The following is an 18,617-nucleotide window of genomic DNA, read 5'->3' on the forward strand; positions in this document are numbered from 1 at the left end:
ACCATGAACACTTCTATCAGTACCGCCTACAACTACAAGGTGGTCCGCCAATTCGCCATTATGACGGTGGTGTGGGGCATCGTCGGCATGGGGCTCGGGGTTTTTCTCGCCGCCCAATTGGTCTGGCCACAACTCAACTTCGATTTGCCATGGACCAGCTTCGGCCGCCTGCGCCCACTGCACACCAACGCAGTGATCTTTGCCTTCGGCGGGTGCGCGTTGTTTGCGAGTTCGTTTTATTCCGTGCAACGCACCTGCCAGACGCAGCTGTTCGCGCCGAAAATCGCCGCGTTCTGCTTCTGGGGCTGGCAACTGGTGATCCTGCTGGCGGCCATCAGCCTGCCACTGGGCTACACCAGTTCCAAGGAATACGCCGAGTTGGAATGGCCGATCGACATCCTGATCACCATCGTCTGGGTGGCCTACGCGATTGTGTTCTTCGGCACCGTGGCCAAACGCAACACCAAGCACATCTACGTCGGTAACTGGTTCTTCGGCGGGTTCATCCTGACCGTGGCGATCCTGCACATCGTCAACAACCTGGAGCTGCCGGTGAGCTTCACCAAATCCTACTCGGTGTACGCCGGGGCCACGGACGCGATGGTGCAATGGTGGTACGGCCACAACGCCGTAGGCTTCTTCCTCACCGCAGGCTTCCTGGGGATGATGTACTACTTCGTGCCGAAGCAGGCCGAGCGCCCGGTGTATTCCTATCGCTTGTCCATCGTGCACTTCTGGGCACTGATCACCCTGTACATCTGGGCCGGCCCTCACCACTTGCACTACACCGCGCTGCCGGACTGGGCACAGTCCCTGGGCATGGTGATGTCGCTGATCCTGCTGGCGCCAAGCTGGGGCGGCATGATCAACGGCATGATGACCCTGTCGGGGGCCTGGCATAAGCTGCGCAGCGACCCGATCCTGCGGTTCCTGGTGGTGTCCCTGGCGTTCTACGGCATGTCGACCTTCGAAGGTCCGATGATGGCGATCAAGACCGTCAACGCCCTCTCCCACTACACCGACTGGACCATCGGCCACGTCCATGCCGGCGCGCTCGGCTGGGTGGCGATGATTTCCATCGGTGCGCTGTACCACATGATCCCGAAAGTCTTCGGCCGGCCACAGATGCACAGCATCGGCCTGATCAACGCGCACTTCTGGCTCGCGACCATCGGCACCGTGCTCTACATCGCCTCGATGTGGGTCAACGGCATCGCCCAGGGCCTGATGTGGCGTGCGGTGAACGAAGACGGCACGCTCACCTACTCCTTCGTCGAAACCCTGGTGGCCAGCCACCCAGGCTTCGTCGTGCGGCTGGCGGGCGGGTCGATCTTCCTCCTCGGCATGCTGCTGATGGCCTACAACACCTGGCGCACCGTGCGGGCCTACCAGCCTGCCGAAGCCGCCGCTGCCGCGCAGATGGCCTGAGGAGTCCACCATGAAACACGAAACAATCGAAAAAAACGTCGGCCTGTTGATGCTGCTGATGGTCCTGGCCGTGAGCATTGGTGGTCTGACCCAGATCGTGCCGCTGTTCTTCCAGGACGTGACCAATAAACCGGTGGACGGCATGAAGCCCTACACCGCCCTGCAACTGGAAGGCCGTGATATCTACATTCGTGAAGGCTGCGTCGGCTGCCACTCGCAGATGATCCGTCCATTCCGCGCCGAGACCGAGCGCTACGGCCACTACTCCGTCGCCGGCGAAAGCGTCTGGGACCACCCATTCCTGTGGGGCTCCAAGCGCACCGGGCCGGACCTGGCACGGGTCGGCGCGCGCTACTCCGATGATTGGCACCGCGCCCACCTGTACAACCCGCGCAACGTCGTGCCCGAGTCGAAAATGCCGGCCTACCCGTGGCTGGTGACCCAGGCGGTAGACAGCAGCCACACCGAAGGCAAGCTGCGCGCCATGCGCACCCTGGGCGTGCCGTACACCGACGACGACATCACGGGCAGCGTGGCCTCGCTCAAGGGCAAGACCGAAATGGACGCGCTGGTGGCCTACCTGCAAGTGCTCGGCACTGCCATCAAGAGCAAGAGGTGAGCCATGGTTCTTGAAATGAGTACTGGAATGATCCGCGGCCTGGGCACGGTCGTGGTGTTCATCGCCTTCATCGGCCTGACCCTGTGGGTATTCAGCAGCAAACGTCGTCCAGAGTTCGCCGAAGCGCGCCTGCTGCCGTTCGCCGACGAGCCAGCTGCCGACATCGCCACCCCCCAAGACCCTGCAACAAGGAGCACCCGGCCATGACCACCTTCTGGAGTACGTGGATCTGCGTACTGACCATCGGCAGCCTCATCGGCCTGACGTGGTTGCTGATCGGCACTCGCAAGGGCGAGACCAAGGGCAGCGTCGACCAGACCATGGGCCACAGCTTCGACGGCATCGAGGAGTACGACAACCCGCTGCCGCAGTGGTGGTTCCTGTTGTTCGCCGGCACCCTGGTGTTTTCCGTCGGCTACCTGGTCCTCTATCCGGGCCTGGGCAACTGGAAAGGCATCCTGCCAGGCTACGAGAACGGCTGGACCGGCGCCCATGAATGGGAAAAGGAAATGGCCAAGGCCGATGCCAAGTTCGGACCGATCTTCGCCAAATTCGCCGCCATGCCCGTGGAGGAAGTAGCCAAGGACCCACAGGCCTTGAAGATGGGTGGCCGCCTGTTCGCCTCCAACTGCTCGGTCTGCCATGGTTCGGACGCCAAGGGTGCCTTCGGCTTCCCGAACCTGGCCGACAGCAACTGGCGCTGGGGCGGCGCTGCCGACACCATCAAGACCACCATCATGGGCGGCCGCATGGCGGCGATGCCGGCCTGGGGCGAAGTGCTGGGAGAGGCCGGGGTCAAGAATGTGGCCGCGTACGTACGCCACGACTTGGCCGGCCTGCCTCTGCCGGCGGACAGCGGTGCCGACCTGCAAGCCGGCCAGCAAGCCTTCAGCACCACCTGTGTCGCCTGCCACGGCGCCAACGGCCAGGGAACCGAAGCCATGGGCGCGCCGAACCTGACGCAACCGGCCGGCTTCATCTACGGCACCAGCCTGGCACAGTTGCAGCAGACCATTCGCCATGGTCGCCAGGGCCACATGCCAGCGCAGAATGAGTTGCTGGGCAATGACAAGGTGCAACTGCTGGCCGCCTACGTCTACAGCCTGTCCCACGCCGCCGGTGCCGAGCGCCTGCAAGCCGAACACAAAAGCGAATAAATCTTGACCGCGTGAACAGCCGCATCCGTCTGGATGCGGCTGCTCCGTGTCCCTGCGCGACGCATTGTCGCACCCTCCCATAGTCTTTCTTTCGGTTCCCCGGAATCGGGTCTAAGCTTGCCTTTGCGTGCGCTGGCGACTGCCGGTTTCAGGTCGACCCGACCCGATGCGTTCGACAATCGTTCGTCAAAAAGGCCGCAAAGGCAGGTGAATACCGGCTGTTGCGACAGTTGCCTGGCATCACCCGAACGCCGTGTTTGAACACACCCCGTTACAACCGACCTGACCCCCTCGCCTCATTCCTTCGTTGCGACATTTTGCCGTGGGCCATTTTTGTCCCTACAAGAAACATGGAAAGGCCGCAGAATCAGCTTTGGAAAGCATTGACCCAGGTCATGGCGCGTTGCAATGACCCCCCGCTTTCTCCATACTTGCGACCGATTTTTATCCTAATAAAACACCCAAACCGTGGAACCTTAGAATGAGCACAGCAATCAGTCCGACTGCTTATAACTATAAGGTAGTCCGCCAGTTCGCCATCATGACGGTGGTCTGGGGGATCCTTGGCATGGGGCTCGGTGTCTTCATCGCCTCGCAACTGGTCTGGCCGGAGTTGAACTTCGATCTGCCATGGACGACATTTGGACGCCTGCGCCCGCTGCACACCAACCTGGTGATCTTCGCCTTCGGTGGTTGTGCATTGTTTGCCACTTCTTACTACGTCGTGCAGCGAACCTGCCAAACGCGACTGATCTCCGACAGCCTCGCCGCCTTCACCTTCTGGGGCTGGCAAGCGGTCATCGTCGGTGCGATCGTGACCTTGCCACTGGGTTACACCACCACCAAGGAATACGCTGAGCTGGAATGGCCCCTGGCTATCCTGCTGGCCATTGTCTGGGTGACCTACGGTCTGGTGTTCTTCGGCACCATCGTCAAGCGCAAGACCAAGCACATCTACGTCGGTAACTGGTTCTACGGTGCGTTCATCGTCGTGACAGCCATGCTGCACATCGTCAACCACGCTTCCCTGCCGGTCAGCTTCTTCAAGTCGTACTCGGCCTACTCGGGCGCGACCGATGCGATGATCCAGTGGTGGTACGGCCACAACGCCGTAGGCTTCTTCCTGACCACCGGTTTCCTGGGGATGATGTACTACTTCGTGCCGAAACAGGCCGAGCGTCCGATCTACTCCTATCGCCTGTCCATCGTGCACTTCTGGGCGCTGATCACCCTGTACATCTGGGCCGGTCCGCACCACCTGCACTACACCGCACTGCCAGACTGGGCGCAGTCCCTGGGCATGGCGATGTCGATCATCCTGCTGGCGCCAAGCTGGGGCGGCATGATCAACGGCATGATGACCCTGTCGGGCGCCTGGCATAAGCTGCGCACCGACCCGATCCTGCGGTTCCTGGTGGTCTCGTTGGCGTTCTACGGCATGTCGACCTTCGAAGGCCCGATGATGGCCATCAAGACCGTCAACTCCCTGAGCCACTACACCGACTGGACCATCGGCCACGTACACGCTGGTGCGCTCGGCTGGGTGGCGATGATTTCCATCGGCGCCATCTACCACATGATCCCGAAACTGTTCGGTCGTGCGCAGATGCACAGCACCGGCCTGATCAACGCGCACTTCTGGCTCGCGACCATCGGCACCGTGCTCTACATCGCCTCGATGTGGGTCAACGGCATCACCCAAGGCCTGATGTGGCGTGCAATCAACGACGACGGCACCCTGACCTACTCGTTCGTCGAAGCCCTGCAAGCCAGCCACCCGGGCTATATCGTCCGAGCCCTGGGCGGCGCGTTCTTCGCCAGCGGCATGCTGTTCATGGCCTACAACGTGTACCGCACCGTTCGTGCCTCTGACCCGGCTGAAGCTGAAGCCGCCGCCAAGATCGCCGTAGTTGGAGCTCACTGATGAAGCACGAAGCAGTAGAGAAGAATATCGGCCTGCTGGCCTTCTTCATGGTCATCGCCGTGAGCATCGGCGGCCTGACCCAGATCGTTCCGCTGTTCTTCCAGGACGTGACCAACAAGCCGGTCGAAGGCATGAAGCCACGTACCGCCCTTGAACTGGAAGGCCGTGACATCTACATCGCCAACGGTTGTGTCGGCTGCCACTCGCAGATGATCCGTCCGTTCCGCGCCGAAACCGAACGCTATGGCCACTATTCGGTCGCCGGTGAAAGCGTCTGGGACCACCCATTCCTGTGGGGTTCCAAGCGTACCGGTCCGGACCTGGCCCGCGTTGGCGGCCGCTACTCCGACGACTGGCACCGTGCGCACTTGTACAACCCGCGCAACGTGGTACCTGAGTCGAAAATGCCGGCCTACCCGTTCCTCGTAGAAAACAAGCTCGACGGCAAAGACACCGCCAAGAAAATGGAAGTCCTGCGCACCCTGGGCGTGCCTTACACCGACGAAGACATCGCCGGTGCCAAGGATGCCGTCAAGGGCAAGACTGAAATGGACGCGCTGGTGGCCTATCTGCAAGGCCTGGGCACCATCATCAAAAGCAAACGGTGATTCTTTATGGATATCGGGATGATTCGCGGCCTGGGCACCGTCGTCGTGATGGTGGCCTTCATCGGTCTGGCCCTGTGGGTGTTCAGCCCCAAGCGCAAGTCGGAGTTTGACGACGCGACCTTGCTGCCGTTCGCGGATGATCCCGAAGCCATCAAGCACGTCGAGCAAGCTTCTAGGAGTAACAAAGAATGACTACATTCTGGAGTCTGTACGTCACAGTCCTCAGCCTGGGAACGATCTTCTCCCTGACCTGGCTGCTGCTGTCGACCCGCAAGGGCCAGCGCGCCGAGCAGACGGACGAGACCGTCGGCCACTCGTTCGACGGGATCGAGGAGTACGACAACCCACTGCCGAAATGGTGGTTCATGCTATTCGTGGGCACCATCGTGTTCGCCCTCGGTTACCTGGTGCTCTATCCTGGCCTGGGCAACTGGAAAGGCCTGCTGCCAGGCTACAACTACCTGGACACCGAAAAGCAGACCGCCTTCGCCAACGGCCAGACCGGCTGGACGGGCGTTCACGAGTGGGAAAAGGAAATGGCTCGCTCGGACGCCAAGTTCGGTCCGATCTTCGCCAAGTTCGCCTCCATGCCGATCGAAGAAGTCGCCAAGGACCCGCAAGCCCTGAAGATGGGTGGCCGCCTGTTCGCCTCCAACTGCTCGGTTTGCCACGGTTCCGACGCCAAGGGTGCCTATGGCTTCCCCAACCTGACCGACGCCGACTGGCGCTGGGGCGGTGAGCCGGAAACCATCAAGACCACCATCATGGGCGGTCGTCACGCCGTGATGCCGGGCTGGGCTGCCGTGGTCGGCGAGCAAGGCGTCGCTGACGTGGCTTCCTACCTGGTGACCAGCCTGCACGGCCGTAAACTGCCGGAAGGCGCCAAGGCCGATCCGGCCAACGGCCAGAAACTGTTCGCGGCCAACTGCGTGGCCTGCCACGGCCCAGCCGGCAAAGGCACGCCCGCCATGGGCGCACCTGACCTGACGCACCCTGCGGCGTTCATCTACGGTTCGAGCTTCGCTCAACTGCAGCAGACCATCCGTTACGGCCGCCAGGGCCAGATGCCTGCCCAGGCTGACCTGCAAGGCAACGACAAGGTCCACTTGCTGGCCGCCTATGTCTATAGCCTGTCTCATGGCGAAAAGGCTCCGGCCGCTGACGCCCAGTAAGACAAGTAGCTGATACACCAAAGGCCCCGCCAATCTGATTGGCGGGGCCTTTTTGTTACCGGCCGAAAAACCTGGGTAAATCTGTTTCGCTTGCCGGCCAACCACCCCGGTAGTAACGTGCCTACATTCAAGTTCAAACGAGGACACCTCCATGTCCATCACCACCATCTCCAGCCGCGAATTCAACCACGACACAAGTGGTGCCAAAAAAGCCACCCGTGAAGGGCCGGTGATCATCACCGACCGTGGCAAGCCGGCCCATGTACTGCTAAGCATTGAGGAGTACCAGAAACTGACCGGCATCGGCACCAGCATTGTCGAGTTGCTGGTCATGCCCGATGCGCCGGACATCGACTTCGATACCGAGCGTGCCGTCATCGCCCCCCGCTCGGTGGACCTGTCCTGAATGTTTCTACTCGATACCAATGTCATCTCGGAGCTGCGCAAACCCCAGGCAGACAAAAACGTCCAAGCCTGGGCGCGCAGCGTCCCTGCTCCCAGCCTGTATGTCTCGGCGATCACCGTACTGGAACTGGAAACCGGCGTGCTGCGCTTCGAACGCAAGGACCCGACGCAGGGCAGTCGCCTGCGGGCCTGGCTGGATAATCATGTGATGCCTGCCTTTGCCGGCCGGATCCTGGCCGTGGACCGTGCCGTCACATTGCGTTGCGCTCGCCTGCATGTGCCTGACCGCAGCAATGAATGCGATGCGTTGATCGCCGCCACCGCCCTGGTTCATGGGTTGACCGTGGTGACCCGCAACGTGAGTGATTTTCAAAGCAGCGGCGTGGCGGTGCTCAACCCGTGGGTTGGCTGATTACAAGGTGGCCTTTTGTGGCGAGGGAGCTTGCTCCCGCTGGGGGGCGGTGTAGGAGCTGTCGAGTGCAACGAGGCTGCGATCTTTCCACTGACAATTGAGTCGAGAGCGAAAGATCAAGATCAAAAGATCGCAGCCTTCGGCAGCTCCTACGCGCAGCCGAGCGGGAGCAAGCTCCCTCGCCACGAAACAGAACAGCCTGCAGAGCGCGCTCTTCGTTTCGCCGACGTTATGAAATAGCTATAGTCAATTGATCTGAGTCATGACTTGTTACATCCACTACACCATTCTATGCAGACCCCCAACGCGACCAAAGGTCGCACCCTTGGGCTAGAGCGACAGGCGTATCATTGCGCCACCGCAACACCCTTTCTGACCGTGGTCGGCACGTACTGGCCACGGCACTTTTCCACTGCCGTGGGATGCATTTGATGAGTAACCAGATTCCGGTACATGACGTCACCCCGCCTGCCAAGGACGCGAACAAAAGCGTCGACCTGTATGCCTCTCGGGAAAAAATCTACACCCGCGCCTTCACCGGCCTGTTCCGCAACCTGCGAATGGCTGGCGGCGCGCTCTTGTTCCTGCTGTATTTCGGTACGGTCTGGCTGAACTGGGGTGGCCATCAGGCCGTCTGGTGGAACCTGCCGGAGCGCAAATTCTTTATTTTCGGCGCCACCTTCTGGCCCCAGGATTTCATCCTGCTGTCCGGGATGTTGATCATTGCCGCCTTTGGCCTGTTTTTCATCACGGTCTATGCCGGACGAGTGTGGTGTGGCTACACCTGCCCACAGAGCGTGTGGACCTGGATCTTCATGTGGTGCGAAAAAGTCACCGAAGGCGACCGCAACCAGCGCATCAAGCTCGACAAGGCCCCCATGGGCGCCAACAAATTCCTGCGCAAGCTCACCAAGCACAGCCTGTGGCTGCTGATCGGTTTCGTCACCGGCATGACCTTTGTCGGTTACTTCACGCCAATCCGCGAACTGGTGTTCGAGTTCTTTACCGGCCAGGCCGATGGCTGGTCGTATTTCTGGGTGGGTTTCTTCACCCTCGCCACCTACGGCAACGCTGGCTGGCTGCGTGAGCAAGTGTGTATCTACATGTGCCCTTACGCACGCTTCCAGAGCGTGATGTTCGACAAGGACACCTTGATCGTTTCCTACGACCCGCGTCGTGGCGAAAGCCGTGGCCCGCGCAAGAAGGGCGTTGACTACAAAGCCCTGGGCCTGGGGGATTGCATCGACTGCACCATGTGCGTCCAGGTCTGCCCTACCGGTATCGACATCCGCGACGGCCTGCAGATCGAGTGCATCGGCTGCGCAGCCTGCATCGATGCCTGCGACAACATCATGGACAAGATGGATTATCCACGCGGCCTGATCAGCTACACCACCGAACACAACCTTTCGGGGCAGAAAACCCATAAACTGCGCCCGCGCCTGATCGGTTATGCCTTGGTGCTGCTGACCATGATGAGCCTGTTGGCGGCGGCGTTCTTCATGCGCTCGCTGGTGGGTTTCGACGTCAGCAAGGACCGCGTGCTCTTCCGCGAAAACGCCGAAGGCCGAATCGAGAACGTCTACAGCCTGAAGATCATGAACAAAGACCAACGCGACCATACCTACGTCCTGGAAGCCGCCGGCCTGCCCGACCTCAAGCTGCAAGGCCGGCGGGAAATCAAGGTCGCGGCCGGCGAGATCTACAGCCAGCCGGTCGAGCTGTCCAGCGCACCGGAACAACTGCCATCGAGCACCAACGAGGTGACCTTCATCCTCAAGGACGCCGATGACGAAAGCGTACATGTCGAAGCCAAGAGCCGGTTCATCGGCCCACAAACTCGTTGAGAGAACTGAACATGCCTGCAGCAACCGCCACCAGCCCTTGGTACAAGCACCTCTGGCCGTGGATCATCATCGCGATCCTGACCTGTTCGGTGACACTGAGCCTGACGATGGTGACCATTGCGGTGAAGAACCCGGACAACCTGGTCAACGACAACTATTACGAAGCCGGCAAGGGCATCAACCGCTCGCTGGAGCGCGAATTGCTGGCCCAGACCCTGCAACTGCGTGCCAACGTGCAAATGGACGAACTCACCGGTGAAGTGAACCTGCGTCTGAACGGCAACAGCCGTCCCCAGACCCTGGAACTGAGCCTGATCTCGCCGACCCAACCGGAGAAGGACCGCAAGATCGTCCTGACCCGCAACGACAGCGAACCGGGGCGCTACGTCGGTCAGTTGGCGGACAAGATCGAAGGCCGGCGCTTTGTCGAATTGCTGGGGGTGGAGAACGACAAGACCTGGCGCCTGTTCGAAGAAGAACAGATCAATCACGGCCAGGACCTCTTGCTCGGCGATGAACCGCTGCAAGGCGCTGAAGACCTGAAAAAATAAACCAGACGACAGCCCCTGTAGGAGCTGCCGAGCGAAGCGAGGCTGCGATCTTTCCCTTGCTGCTTGAGTCCCAAGCGAAAGATCAGAAGATCAAAAGATCGCAGCCTTCGGCAGCTCCTACAGTTTGTGTACCTCCTTGCAAGCCCACTATGCCAGGCCTTCATGCGATACCCATGACCACTCCACAGCCCTGCTACCACTGCGCCCTGCCCGTCCCCCCCGGCAGTCGCTTCACCGCCGTTGTCCTCGGTGAAACCCGCGAGCTGTGCTGCCCGGGCTGCCAGGCGGTGGCCGAGGCCATTGTCGCCGGTGGCCTGGAAAGTTATTACCAGCATCGCAGCGAAGCGTCGGCCAACCCCGAATCCCTGCCCGTCCAGTTGACCGATGAACTGGCCCTGTACGATCGCCCAGACGTGCAGCAATCATTCGTGCGCCATGAAGGCGAACTGGCCGAAACCACCCTGTTGATGGAAGGCATCAGTTGCGCCGCCTGCGGCTGGTTGATTGAAAAACAATTACGCAGCCTGCCGGCCGTGGCCGAAGCGCGACTGAACCTGTCCAATCATCGCCTGCATGTACGCTGGGCCGACGCTCAACTGCCGCTGAGCACGCTGCTCGCCGAATTGCGCCAGATCGGCTATGTCGCCCACCCGTACCAGGCCGACCAGGCCTGTGAACAACTCGCCGCACAAAACCGCCTGGCCCTTCGCCAATTGGGTGTGGCCGGTCTGTTGTGGTTCCAGGCGATGATGGCGACCATGGCCACCTGGCCGGAATTCAACATCGACCTGAGCCCGGAGATGCACACCATCCTGCGCTGGGTTGCCCTGTTCCTCACCACGCCCATCGTCTTCTATAGCTGCGCGCCGTTCTTCAAAGGCGCCATGCGCGACCTGCGTACCCGCCACCTGACCATGGACGTTTCCGTGTCCCTGGCCATCGGCAGCGCCTACGTTGCCGGGATCTGGACGTCGATTACCGGCGTCGGCGAGTTGTACTTCGACGCCGTGGGCATGTTTGCCCTGTTCCTGTTGGCCGGCCGTTACCTGGAACGCCGGGCCCGGGAGCGCACAGCTGCCGCCACCGCCCAACTGGTCAATCTGTTGCCGGCTTCGTGCCTGCGCCTGGAGGATAACGGCCAGAATGAACGCATCCTGCTCAGCGAATTGCGCACCGGTGACCGGGTGCTGGTGCATCCCGGGGCAGTCCTGCCGGCCGATGGCAGGATCCTGGAGGGGCAGTCCAGCATCGACGAATCGCTGCTGACCGGTGAATACCTGCCACAGCCTCGCCAGGTGGGCGACGCGGTCACCGCCGGCACGCTGAACGTCGAAGGGGCCTTGACGGTCGAGGTGCTGGCCCTCGGGCAAGACACCCGACTGTCGGCCATCGTGCGGCTGCTGGAGCGGGCCCAGGCCGAGAAGCCACGGCTGGCGGAAATCGCCGACCGCGCCGCCCAATGGTTCTTGCTGTTCTCCTTGGTCGCCGCTGCCGTCATCGGGCTGGTGTGGTGGCAACTGGACGCTTCGCGCGCGTTCTGGATCGTCCTGGCGATGCTGGTCGCCACCTGCCCTTGCGCGTTGTCCCTCGCCACGCCGACCGCCCTCACCGCCGCTACCGGCACCTTGCACAAGCTCGGCCTGCTGCTGACGCGCGGTCATGTGCTGGAAGGCCTGAACCAGATCGACACGGTGATTTTCGACAAGACCGGTACCCTCACCGAAGGCCGCCTGGCGTTGCGCGCCATTCGGCCATTGGCGGCCCTCGACAGCGATCAATGCCTGGGCTTGGCCGCGGCCCTGGAAAACCGCTCGGAACACCCTATCGCCCGCGCCTTCGGCCGCGCGCCACTGGCCGCCGAGCAGGTACACAGCACCCCGGGGCTGGGGCTGGAAGGCCTCGTGGCAGAACAGCGACTGCGCATCGGCCAACCCGGTTTTGTCTGCGAACTCAGTGGCGCGACGGTGCCGGTGATGCCGGATGAACCCGGGCAGTGGCTGTTGCTGGGCGATGAGATCGGGCCCCTGGCCTGGTTCGTCCTCGATGACCGCTTGCGCGTCGATGCCCCAGCCCTGCTGGCGGCCTGCAAGGCACGGGGCTGGCGGACGCTGCTGTTGTCGGGTGACAGTTCGCCCATGGTTGCCAGCGTCGCCGGCGAGCTGGGCATCGATGAGGCTCGCGGCGGGCTGCGCCCGGACGACAAACTGGCCGTGTTGCAGCAGTTGCATCAACAGGGCCGCAAGGTGCTGATGCTCGGCGATGGGGTGAACGACGTGCCCGTGCTGGCGGCGGCGGACATCAGTGTCGCCATGGGCTCGGCCACCGACCTGGCCAAGACCAGCGCCGACGCGGTGCTGCTGTCCAACCGCCTCGACGCCCTGATCCACGCCTTCAGCCTGGCCCGACGCACCCGCCGGGTGATCATTGAGAACCTGGTGTGGGCAGGGCTGTACAATGGCCTCATGTTGCCGTTCGCCGCCCTCGGCTGGATTACGCCGGTGTGGGCGGCGGTCGGCATGTCCATCAGTTCGTTGACCGTGGTGTTGAATGCGCTGAGGCTGACGCGTCAGCCCAAGACGCAGGTTTTCGACGCCACGCCCGATACCCGCCCGCTGCCGGCCTGAGCCGCGCGGGCATGGAGTTCCGACATGCCAGCTCTCTACGTGATGATCCCGGCCGCGCTGCTGATCGTGGCCATCGCCGTGTACATTTTCTTCTGGGCCGTGGACAGCGGCCAGTACGATGACCTCGACGGCCCGGCCCACAGCATTCTGTTCGACGACCAGGACCCGAACCACAAGGCGGCGGTGGACGAAGCCAGTGGCGAGGCCCGCAAGCCGGACGACAAGGCTCCGCCCCATGCTTGATCTGGCGCCCCTGTTGGTTTCGGCGGTTATCCTTGGCCTGCTCGGCGGCGGCCACTGCCTGGGCATGTGCGGCGGCCTGATGGGCGCCCTGACCCTGGCGATTCCCAAGGAACAACGCAGCCGGCGCTTTCGGTTGCTACTGGCGTACAACCTGGGGCGGATCCTGAGCTACGCCACCGCCGGGTTGCTGATCGGCCTGGCCGGCTGGGCCGTGTCCAACAGTCCGGCAGCGATGATCATGCGGGTGCTGGCCGGCTTGCTGTTGATTGCCATGGGCTTGTACCTGGCGGGCTGGTGGAGCGGCCTGACGCGCATCGAAAGCGTGGGGCGTGGTTTGTGGCGGCACATCCAACCCGTCGCCAACCGTTTGCTGCCGGTGTCGAGCCTGCCCCGGGCCTTGCTGCTCGGCGCGCTATGGGGCTGGCTGCCGTGCGGCCTGGTCTACAGCACCCTGTTGTGGTCCGCCAGCCAGGGCAATGCACTGGACAGCGCGTTGCTGATGCTCGCCTTCGGCCTGGGCACCTGGCCGGTACTGCTCGCCACCGGCCTGGCGGCCGAACGCGTCACCGCCCTACTGCGCAAACGCAGCGTGCGCATGGCCGGTGGTTTGTTGGTGATTATTTTCGGGGTATGGACACTGCCGGGGCCGCATCAACATTGGCTCATGGGGCATTGACCAAGTCGCCCCCAATCGCGAGCAGGCTCGCTCCCACAGGAGACGTGTGAGCGCCCCAGATCAAATGTGGGAGCGAGCTTGCTCGCGATAGCGGTGGTTCAGCTGACATCCCTGCTGGATGTGCCGCCGTCATCGCGAGCAGGCTCGGCTCCCACAGGTCATGCGTCGCCCTCAAAAACCATGCACACCCTCCTTCGCAGCGAGCCCGTTGACGCAAATCAAAACGGCCACGCCCACGCGCCCCTAGACTCGCCCCATGCCAGTCTATCCGGGGAATGCCCGCATGCTCGACACCATTTGTTGGGACTCAGATCTCATCCGCCGTTACGACCTGGCGGGACCACGCTACACCTCGTACCCCACTGCGGCACAGTTCGCCAGCCAAGTGGGCACCTTCGACCTGCTCCACGCCCTGCGCGACAGCCGCAAGGCCCTGCGGCCGTTGTCGCTGTATGTGCACATACCGTTCTGCGCGAACATCTGCTACTACTGCGCCTGCAACAAAGTCATCACCAAGGACCGCGGTCGTGCCCACACTTATCTGCAACGCCTGGAACAGGAAATACAACTGATCGGCTGCCACCTGGACCCCACGCAGCGCGTAGAACAGTTGCACTTTGGCGGCGGTACCCCGACGTTCCTCAGCCACGACGAACTGCGCCAACTGATGGCCAAGCTGCGCAAGCATCTGAACCTGCTGGACGACGATTCCGGCGACTACGGCATCGAAATCGACCCTAGGGAGGCCGACTGGTCGACCATGGGCCTGTTGCGTGAACTGGGTTTCAACCGGGTCAGTATCGGCCTGCAAGACCTTGATCCAGCGGTGCAGCGAGCCGTCAATCGCCTGCAAAGCCTGGAAGAAACCCGTGCCGTGGTCGAAGCCGCCCGGACCTTGCAGTTCCGTTCGATCAACATCGATCTGATCTACGGCCTGCCCAAGCAGACCCCGGAAAACTTCGCCCGCACCGTCCAGGAAGTCATCCATCTGCAACCGGACCGGCTCTCGGTGTTCAACTACGCCCACCTGCCGGAACGCTTCATGCCCCAGCGGCGCATCAACAGCCAGGACTTGCCGAACCCGGAGCAGAAACTGGCGATGCTGCAAGGCACCATCGAACAACTGACCGCCGCCGGTTACCGCTATGTCGGCATGGACCACTTCGCCCTGCCTGACGACGAACTGGCAATCGCCCAGGAAGAGGCTACGTTGCAGCGCAACTTCCAGGGCTACACCACCCATGGCCATTGCGACCTGGTCGGCCTTGGCGTGTCAGCCATCAGCCAGATCGGCGATTTGTACTGCCAGAACAGCAGTGACCTGAACCATTACCAGAACACTCTCGCCGACGGGCAACTGGCGACCAGTCGCGGGCTGATCTGCAACGCTGACGACCGGCTGCGGCGCGCGGTGATCCAGCAGTTGATCTGTCATTTCCACCTGCCTTTTGCCGAGATCGAGCAAACCTTCAACATCGACTTTCGCGGTTACTTCGCGCCGCAGTGGCCGCAATTGCAGGCCATGGCTGCGGATGGACTGATCGAGCTGGATAACACCCACATCCGGGTGTTGCCCGCCGGGCGCCTGCTGGTGCGATCGGTGTGCATGGTGTTCGATGCCTATCTGGACCTGCACAATCGCCAACGCTTCTCCCGAGTCATCTGAGCGCGACAATTTGACGACGAAACCACGCTGGCCGGACTGTCTGCTCTGGGGTACCCTTACGCCTTATGCGTGATTTCCCACAAGGATTTAAGAAATGTCCGAGCCAGTCAAACTGCGCGCCCACAACCAGGCCCATTGCAAGGATTGCAGCCTGGCCCCCCTCTGCCTGCCACTTTCGCTGAATTTGGAGGACATGGACGCGCTGGACGACATCGTTAAACGGGGCCGCCCGTTGAAAAAAGGTGAATTCCTGTTTCGCCAGGGCGATACCTTCGATTCGGTCTATGCGGTGCGCTCGGGCGCCTTGAAGACCTTCAACCTGAGCGACGGCGGCGAAGAACAGCTCACCGGCTTCCACCTGCCCAGCGAACTGGTGGGCCTGTCCGGCATGGACACCGAGTCCCACCCAGTCTCGGCCCAGGCGCTGGAAACCACCTCGGTGTGCGAAATTCCCTTCGATCGCCTGGACGAGTTGTCCATACAGCTGCCGCAACTGCGCCGCCAGTTGATGCGGGTCATGAGCCGGGAAATTCGTGACGATCAGCAAATGATGCTGCTGCTTTCGAAAAAAACCGCCGACGAGCGTATCGCCACGTTCCTGGTCAACCTCTCGGCACGCTTCCGCGCCCGCGGGTTCTCGGCCAACCAGTTCCGCTTGAGCATGTCGCGCAACGAAATCGGCAACTACCTGGGCCTGGCGGTGGAAACCGTGTCCAGGGTATTCACCCGCTTCCAGCAGAACGAGTTGATTGCCGCCGAAGGCAAGGAAATTCACATTCTCGACCCGATCCAGCTCTGCGCCCTGGCCGGCGGCTCGATCGAAGGCTGATGGCCGCGCGCGGCTGAGGGATGTTCCCAGCCGCGCTATACTGCCGTGTTTGCAGCTCAGCCAGGACACCTCCACGATGGTCTTTGACTCCTTCGATATCAAATCCCTGATCCGCCCGGTGATCGATTTCCCCAAGCCCGGCGTGATCTTTCGCGACATTACCCCTCTGTTCCAATCCCCAACCGCCCTGCGACTGGTCATGGACAGTTTCGCCCACCGGTACGTCGAGGCCGAGTTCACTCATATCGGCGCGATGGATGCGCGGGGTTTCCTGATTGGCTCGATCCTGGCCTATCAGTTGAACAAACCGCTGATCTTGTTCCGCAAGCAAGGCAAGCTGCCGGCCGATGTGCTGGCCGAGGGTTACCAGACCGAATACGGCGAAGCCTTCCTTGAAGTGCACGCCGATAGCTTGTGCGAGGGTGATTCGGTGGTGATGTTCGATGACCTGATCGCCACTGGCGGCACGCTGATCGCCGCTGCCAACCTGATCCGCCGCATGGGCGCCAAGGTCCACGAAGCCGCGGCGATCATCGACCTGCCGGAACTGCTCGGCTCCCAGCGCCTGGAAGACATGGGGATTCCCACGTTCTGCCTGACGCAGTTCTCGCTCAGCGAAAAATAATGGTCGAGTGAGTCACCCTGTGGGAGCGAGCTTGCTCGCGATAGCGGTGTGTCAGCCAACATAGATATTGGCTGGTCTACCGCTATCGCGAGCAAGCTCGCTCCCACAGGGATTTGTGTTGCTGTTACAAGGCGATCGGCTTGCGCCCCGCAAACGAATGCGCCAGTGTCCCGCCATCCACCAACTCAAGCTCCCCACCCAGCGGCACGCCGTGGGCGATGCGTGAGGCGATCAGGCCTTTGTTGTTGAGCAGTTGGGCGATGTAATGGGCGGTGGCTTCGCCTTCGACCGTCGGGTTCGTAGCAAGGATGACTTCCGTGAAAGTACCCGCTTCTTCGATCCGCGCGATCAACTGTGGAATGCCGATGGCTTCAGGCCCCAAGCCATCAAGCGGTGACAAGTGGCCCTTGAGCACGAAATAACGGCCACGAAAACCGGTCTGCTCCACCGCGTACACATCCATCGGCCCCTCCACCACGCAAAGCAGGCTGTCGTCCCGACGCGGGTCGGCACATTGTGGGCAGAGATCGTCTTCAGTGAGGGTGCGGCACAAACGGCAATGCCCTACGCCTTCCATGGCCTGGCTCAGGGCCTGGGCCAGGCGTGAACCGCCGCTGCGATCACGCTCGAGCAATTGCAACGCCATGCGCTGGGCAGTTTTCTGACCTACACCCGGCAACGTTCGCAGGGCATCGATCAGTTGGCGAATCAAAGGGCTGAAGCTCATGGAGGAAATGTCCGACATAACAACGAGACGCGGTTTATACCCGCGCCTCCGATTAGCGTCAAATACTCAATCCTGCGCGACCCGCACCACCAACTTGCCGAAGTTGCGCCCTTCCAACAACCCGATAAACGCCTGTGGCGCATTCTCAAGGCCATCGACCACGTCCTCACGGAACTTGACCTTGCCATCACGCACCCAAGAGGCCATGGCGCTGATGAACTCCGGCTGACGGTCACCGTAGTCATCAAACACGATAAACCCCTGGATCCGCACACGCTTGTTCAGCAACGTGCGCTGCAACTGCGGCAAGCGATCCGGGCCGCTCGGCGCTTGATGATCGTTGTAGGAAGCGATCAGGCCACAGAGCGGGATCCGCGCCTTGGCGTTGAGCAGCGGCACGACGGCATCGAAAACCTTGCCACCGACGTTTTCGTAATAGATATCGATGCCCTTGTCGCAAGCCTGCGCCAGCTCCTCGGCAAAACGTGCGCTCTTGTGATCGACACAGGCGTCAAACCCCAGCTCGTCGACCACGTACTTGCATTTCTCGCTGCCACCCGCGACGCCGACGACACGCAGGCCCTTGATCTTCGCCACCTGGCCGACCACCGAGCCCACCGCACCCGAGGCCGCCGCCACCACCAGGGTCTCCCCGGCCCTGGGTTGGCCAATGTCCATCAGCCCCATGTAAGCGGTCATGCCCGGCATGCCCAGCACCCCCAAGGCCATCGACGGGCTCGGCAGCCCCGAAGGGATGGGCATCACGTTGCGCCCATCGCTGATGCTGTGGCTCTGCCAACCGGTGGCCCCCACCACCAGATCACCCTCCTGGAATTTCGGGTGCATCGAGCGTTCTACGCGGCTGACGGCGCCGCCGGTCATCACCTCGTCGATTTTTACCGGAGCAGCGTAGGAAGGCGCGTCACTCATTCGCCCGCGCATGTAAGGGTCCAGGGACAGGAACTGCGTCTTGAGCAGAATTTGTCCCTCCGCCAGATCCGGCAGTGTCACGTGCTCAAGACGAAAATTTTCCGGCGTGGGCGCCCCTTGGGGGCGGGAGGCCAGGACGATGCGCTGACTGGAAAGCGATGACATGGATGCGTC

20 protein-coding genes are annotated in these 18,617 nt (G+C 61.8%); 18 read left to right on the top strand and 2 right to left on the bottom strand.

The window, feature by feature from the left end:
- Positions 1-3 precede the first annotated feature (3 nt).
- The 18 genes from ccoN (AB4Z20_RS01380) (at position 4) to AB4Z20_RS01465 (ending at position 16,786) form a co-directional block, all read left to right on the top strand.
- Positions 4-1,428: a cytochrome-c oxidase, cbb3-type subunit I gene (ccoN, locus tag AB4Z20_RS01380; protein ID WP_003199614.1), complete on the top strand. Its 1,425-nt coding sequence runs from the start codon at positions 4-6 to the stop codon at positions 1,426-1,428.
- A 10-nt stretch (positions 1,429-1,438) separates the two neighbouring features.
- Entirely contained in the window at positions 1,439-2,047 is a 609-nt protein-coding gene (gene ccoO / locus AB4Z20_RS01385; protein ID WP_014339376.1) for a cytochrome-c oxidase, cbb3-type subunit II, read from the top strand.
- A gap of 3 nt (positions 2,048-2,050) precedes the next feature.
- Positions 2,051-2,254: a cbb3-type cytochrome oxidase subunit 3 gene (locus AB4Z20_RS01390; RefSeq protein ID WP_253472878.1), complete on the top strand. Its 204-nt coding sequence runs from the start codon at positions 2,051-2,053 to the stop codon at positions 2,252-2,254.
- Positions 2,251-3,204: a cytochrome-c oxidase, cbb3-type subunit III gene (gene ccoP / locus AB4Z20_RS01395; protein ID WP_253472875.1), complete on the top strand. Its 954-nt coding sequence runs from the start codon at positions 2,251-2,253 to the stop codon at positions 3,202-3,204. The genes AB4Z20_RS01390 and ccoP (AB4Z20_RS01395) overlap by 4 nt, the downstream gene beginning before the upstream one ends.
- Before the next feature lie 481 nt (positions 3,205-3,685).
- Positions 3,686-5,128 (top strand): cytochrome-c oxidase, cbb3-type subunit I, encoded by a 1,443-nt coding sequence (ccoN, locus tag AB4Z20_RS01400; RefSeq protein ID WP_003199607.1) that lies wholly within the window; start codon positions 3,686-3,688, stop codon positions 5,126-5,128.
- Positions 5,128-5,736, top strand: a complete 609-nt coding sequence (ccoO, locus tag AB4Z20_RS01405; protein WP_003199605.1) for a cytochrome-c oxidase, cbb3-type subunit II — start codon at positions 5,128-5,130, stop codon at positions 5,734-5,736. The genes ccoN (AB4Z20_RS01400) and ccoO (AB4Z20_RS01405) overlap by 1 nt, the downstream gene beginning before the upstream one ends.
- 6 nt (positions 5,737-5,742) lie before the next feature.
- Positions 5,743-5,928, top strand: a complete 186-nt coding sequence (locus AB4Z20_RS01410) for a CcoQ/FixQ family Cbb3-type cytochrome c oxidase assembly chaperone (RefSeq protein WP_003183474.1) — start codon at positions 5,743-5,745, stop codon at positions 5,926-5,928.
- Positions 5,925-6,908: a cytochrome-c oxidase, cbb3-type subunit III gene (ccoP, locus tag AB4Z20_RS01415; RefSeq protein WP_003199603.1), complete on the top strand. Its 984-nt coding sequence runs from the start codon at positions 5,925-5,927 to the stop codon at positions 6,906-6,908. The genes AB4Z20_RS01410 and ccoP (AB4Z20_RS01415) overlap by 4 nt, the downstream gene beginning before the upstream one ends.
- A 151-nt stretch (positions 6,909-7,059) precedes the next feature.
- Positions 7,060-7,314: a type II toxin-antitoxin system Phd/YefM family antitoxin gene (locus AB4Z20_RS01420; protein ID WP_024618410.1), complete on the top strand. Its 255-nt coding sequence runs from the start codon at positions 7,060-7,062 to the stop codon at positions 7,312-7,314.
- Entirely contained in the window at positions 7,315-7,725 is a 411-nt protein-coding gene (locus tag AB4Z20_RS01425) for a type II toxin-antitoxin system VapC family toxin (RefSeq protein WP_258690695.1), read from the top strand.
- 431 nt (positions 7,726-8,156) lie between these two features.
- Positions 8,157-9,572, top strand: a complete 1,416-nt coding sequence (gene ccoG / locus AB4Z20_RS01430) for a cytochrome c oxidase accessory protein CcoG (RefSeq protein ID WP_214508890.1) — start codon at positions 8,157-8,159, stop codon at positions 9,570-9,572.
- An 11-nt stretch (positions 9,573-9,583) separates the two neighbouring features.
- Positions 9,584-10,123, top strand: a complete 540-nt coding sequence (locus AB4Z20_RS01435; RefSeq protein WP_214508889.1) for a FixH family protein — start codon at positions 9,584-9,586, stop codon at positions 10,121-10,123.
- A gap of 173 nt (positions 10,124-10,296) precedes the next feature.
- Positions 10,297-12,747: a heavy metal translocating P-type ATPase gene (locus AB4Z20_RS01440; RefSeq protein ID WP_253472867.1), complete on the top strand. Its 2,451-nt coding sequence runs from the start codon at positions 10,297-10,299 to the stop codon at positions 12,745-12,747.
- A 24-nt stretch (positions 12,748-12,771) separates the two neighbouring features.
- Positions 12,772-12,990, top strand: a complete 219-nt coding sequence (gene ccoS, locus AB4Z20_RS01445; protein ID WP_003183505.1) for a cbb3-type cytochrome oxidase assembly protein CcoS — start codon at positions 12,772-12,774, stop codon at positions 12,988-12,990.
- Entirely contained in the window at positions 12,983-13,666 is a 684-nt protein-coding gene (locus AB4Z20_RS01450) for a sulfite exporter TauE/SafE family protein (RefSeq protein ID WP_018608618.1), read from the top strand. Before ccoS ends, AB4Z20_RS01450 begins: the two co-directional genes overlap by 8 nt.
- Before the next feature lie 283 nt (positions 13,667-13,949).
- Positions 13,950-15,332 carry an oxygen-independent coproporphyrinogen III oxidase gene (gene hemN, locus AB4Z20_RS01455; RefSeq protein ID WP_442089177.1) on the top strand — a complete coding sequence of 461 codons (1,383 nt, stop codon included), beginning with the start codon at positions 13,950-13,952 and terminating at the stop codon, positions 15,330-15,332.
- A 94-nt stretch (positions 15,333-15,426) separates the two neighbouring features.
- Positions 15,427-16,161 (top strand): fumarate/nitrate reduction transcriptional regulator Fnr, encoded by a 735-nt coding sequence (gene fnr / locus AB4Z20_RS01460; RefSeq protein ID WP_018608622.1) that lies wholly within the window; start codon positions 15,427-15,429, stop codon positions 16,159-16,161.
- Between the two features lie 76 nt (positions 16,162-16,237).
- The gene (locus AB4Z20_RS01465) at positions 16,238-16,786 is read left to right on the top strand and encodes an adenine phosphoribosyltransferase (protein WP_003199587.1); all 549 of its coding nucleotides are present in this window, start codon (positions 16,238-16,240) and stop codon (positions 16,784-16,786) included.
- A gap of 124 nt (positions 16,787-16,910) precedes the next feature.
- On the opposite strand, the gene recR is transcribed toward AB4Z20_RS01465, so the two are convergent.
- Positions 16,911-17,513, bottom strand: coding sequence for a recombination mediator RecR (recR, locus tag AB4Z20_RS01470; RefSeq protein WP_003199585.1), 603 nt, complete (start codon positions 17,511-17,513; stop codon positions 16,911-16,913).
- Between the two features lie 66 nt (positions 17,514-17,579).
- Positions 17,580-18,608 (bottom strand): NADP-dependent oxidoreductase, encoded by a 1,029-nt coding sequence (locus tag AB4Z20_RS01475; protein WP_320390127.1) that lies wholly within the window; start codon positions 18,606-18,608, stop codon positions 17,580-17,582.
- Positions 18,609-18,617: the final 9 nt, after the last annotated feature.

It is taken from the genome of Pseudomonas sp. KB_12 (genome assembly GCF_052114545.1).
GTDB lineage: Bacteria > Pseudomonadota > Gammaproteobacteria > Pseudomonadales > Pseudomonadaceae > Aquipseudomonas > Aquipseudomonas brassicacearum.

What these genes read in the sequence shown, in the direction of transcription:
- AB4Z20_RS01420 (WP_024618410.1), top strand. Translation starts at nt 7,060, where the DNA reads ATGTCCATCACCACCATCTCCAGCCGCGAATTCAACCACGACACAAGT.
- ccoP (WP_253472875.1), top strand. Translation starts at nt 2,251, where the DNA reads ATGACCACCTTCTGGAGTACGTGGATCTGCGTACTGACCATCGGCAGC.
- AB4Z20_RS01435 (WP_214508889.1), top strand. Translation starts at nt 9,584, where the DNA reads ATGCCTGCAGCAACCGCCACCAGCCCTTGGTACAAGCACCTCTGGCCG.
- ccoG (WP_214508890.1), top strand. Translation starts at nt 8,157, where the DNA reads ATGAGTAACCAGATTCCGGTACATGACGTCACCCCGCCTGCCAAGGAC.
- ccoO (WP_003199605.1), top strand. Translation starts at nt 5,128, where the DNA reads ATGAAGCACGAAGCAGTAGAGAAGAATATCGGCCTGCTGGCCTTCTTC.
- ccoS (WP_003183505.1), top strand. Translation starts at nt 12,772, where the DNA reads ATGCCAGCTCTCTACGTGATGATCCCGGCCGCGCTGCTGATCGTGGCC.
- ccoN (WP_003199607.1), top strand. Translation starts at nt 3,686, where the DNA reads ATGAGCACAGCAATCAGTCCGACTGCTTATAACTATAAGGTAGTCCGC.
- AB4Z20_RS01465 (WP_003199587.1), top strand. Translation starts at nt 16,238, where the DNA reads ATGGTCTTTGACTCCTTCGATATCAAATCCCTGATCCGCCCGGTGATC.
- ccoN (WP_003199614.1), top strand. Translation starts at nt 4, where the DNA reads ATGAACACTTCTATCAGTACCGCCTACAACTACAAGGTGGTCCGCCAA.
- AB4Z20_RS01390 (WP_253472878.1), top strand. Translation starts at nt 2,051, where the DNA reads ATGGTTCTTGAAATGAGTACTGGAATGATCCGCGGCCTGGGCACGGTC.
- AB4Z20_RS01475 (WP_320390127.1), bottom strand. Translation starts at nt 18,608, where the DNA reads ATGTCATCGCTTTCCAGTCAGCGCATCGTCCTGGCCTCCCGCCCCCAA.
- fnr (WP_018608622.1), top strand. Translation starts at nt 15,427, where the DNA reads ATGTCCGAGCCAGTCAAACTGCGCGCCCACAACCAGGCCCATTGCAAG.
- hemN (WP_442089177.1), top strand. Translation starts at nt 13,950, where the DNA reads ATGCTCGACACCATTTGTTGGGACTCAGATCTCATCCGCCGTTACGAC.
- AB4Z20_RS01440 (WP_253472867.1), top strand. Translation starts at nt 10,297, where the DNA reads ATGACCACTCCACAGCCCTGCTACCACTGCGCCCTGCCCGTCCCCCCC.
- recR (WP_003199585.1), bottom strand. Translation starts at nt 17,513, where the DNA reads ATGAGCTTCAGCCCTTTGATTCGCCAACTGATCGATGCCCTGCGAACG.
- AB4Z20_RS01425 (WP_258690695.1), top strand. Translation starts at nt 7,315, where the DNA reads ATGTTTCTACTCGATACCAATGTCATCTCGGAGCTGCGCAAACCCCAG.
- ccoO (WP_014339376.1), top strand. Translation starts at nt 1,439, where the DNA reads ATGAAACACGAAACAATCGAAAAAAACGTCGGCCTGTTGATGCTGCTG.
- ccoP (WP_003199603.1), top strand. Translation starts at nt 5,925, where the DNA reads ATGACTACATTCTGGAGTCTGTACGTCACAGTCCTCAGCCTGGGAACG.
- AB4Z20_RS01450 (WP_018608618.1), top strand. Translation starts at nt 12,983, where the DNA reads ATGCTTGATCTGGCGCCCCTGTTGGTTTCGGCGGTTATCCTTGGCCTG.
- AB4Z20_RS01410 (WP_003183474.1), top strand. Translation starts at nt 5,743, where the DNA reads ATGGATATCGGGATGATTCGCGGCCTGGGCACCGTCGTCGTGATGGTG.